Here is a 1,418-nt window from a genome sequence, read left to right on the forward strand (position 1 = left end):
CAGGTGCCCCCACCCCGTCGTAACGCCAATGCCCAGCCACCGATCCGGCGGCCCCGGGTCGCCGGCCTGCGCCGGCCGACGCCCGCCGCCCAGCCCGAGGTTGCCTCCTCCGAGGCCGCGCCGCCCGTGGACGAGCGGGTGTCCGGCCGGCTGCCCGTCGACGAGGCCCCGGCCGAGTCGCAGGTCGAGGTCGTCGCGCCCGCGGTGATCGGCGCCGAGCCGGAGCCGGCCGCCGCGACGGATTCCCGGCCGGATTCCGAGCCGGCGGAGCGCGAGTTCACGAAGGTGTTCCCGGACGACGAGCCCGAGCCGGCGGTCCGGGAACGACGGCCGGTCGGCGAGCGGATGGCCCCGGTCGGCCGCGCGCTGGCCCGGCTGCGGCCGCGGACCGTGCTCGGCCCGATCGTGATGGTGCTGGTGGCCGCGGTGCTGACGGCGGCGGGTTTCTGGTTCCGCGGCGAGGCCGGCATGGTGCTCGACAACGGCTCGGCGGCCAACAAGGCGCTGACCGACACGGGCGCCACCACCGACGTCGTCACCCAGGTCACCCAGGACCTGCAGGCCATCTCATCGTACAAGTACACCGATCTGGCCGGTGCGCAGAAGGCGGGCCAGGCGGCGAGCACCGGTAAGTTCCTCGACGACTACAACAAGCTCTTCGACCAGGTGAAGTCGCAGGCGCCGGCCCAGAAGGCGGTGGTGACCGGGCAGGTCGCCAAGATCGGCGTGCGGGTGTTGCAGGGCGACGACGCGATCCTGCTGGCCTTCATCCAGCAGACGACAACACGGGCCGACACGAACAAGTCCAGCTCGGTCGGACTCGTGTACACGGTCACCGCGCACCGATCGGGTGGAAAATGGCTGGTCAGCGAGCTCACGCCGAGGTGAGCGGGCGGAGCGCGTGTTCGCAAATGCCACGAGTACGGCCGGCGAGCCGCCATTACTCCTCCCTTTCACACCCGCACACTCGGTGAGCTGGTAAATATTGATCAACCGTTCGGGTGGCTGGGGAGGTCGGGTCCGTGATCAAGTGGCATCGGGATGACGGCGCCGTTGTCGGCACCCTGGAGCCCGAACGCGTGGCCTGGCTGCGCAGCAGGCTGGCGGAGTTCCACGCGCTGCTCGACTGGCGGCTGAGCCAGTACACGACGGACTACCCGCTCGGCGAGGTGCTCGGCATCGCGCTGCCCACCGAGCCGACCGACCACCCGCCGCTGCAGGCCGTGCTGCGCATGCACGTGCCGGACAGCGAGCCGGCCGAGGTCCGCCTGTGGTGGGAGCCGGAGCTGATCGGCGGGCTGCGCGCCGCGGTGGCCGACGCCTGGCGCAACCTGCCGACCGAGGGCGGCGTGGTGCGGCTGGCCGACGACCCGCAGCGGCTGCGGGGCCTGGACCCGAGTGTTGCTCAGCCTGCGCAT

General features: G+C 72.1%; 2 protein-coding genes. Both read left to right on the top strand.

The features are described from left to right. Positions 1-888 (top strand): hypothetical protein (locus tag KUTG_RS54040; protein WP_198047355.1); only part of this gene is annotated, 888 nt, incomplete at its 5' end. Positions 889-1,022: 134 nt separating this feature from the next. Then, a partial coding sequence (locus tag KUTG_RS61780; RefSeq protein WP_043721486.1) for a DUF2017 family protein occupies positions 1,023-1,418 on the top strand: 396 nt, incomplete at its 3' end.

Source organism: Kutzneria sp. 744 (genome assembly GCF_000568255.1).
Taxonomy (GTDB): Bacteria; Actinomycetota; Actinomycetes; order Mycobacteriales; family Pseudonocardiaceae; genus Kutzneria.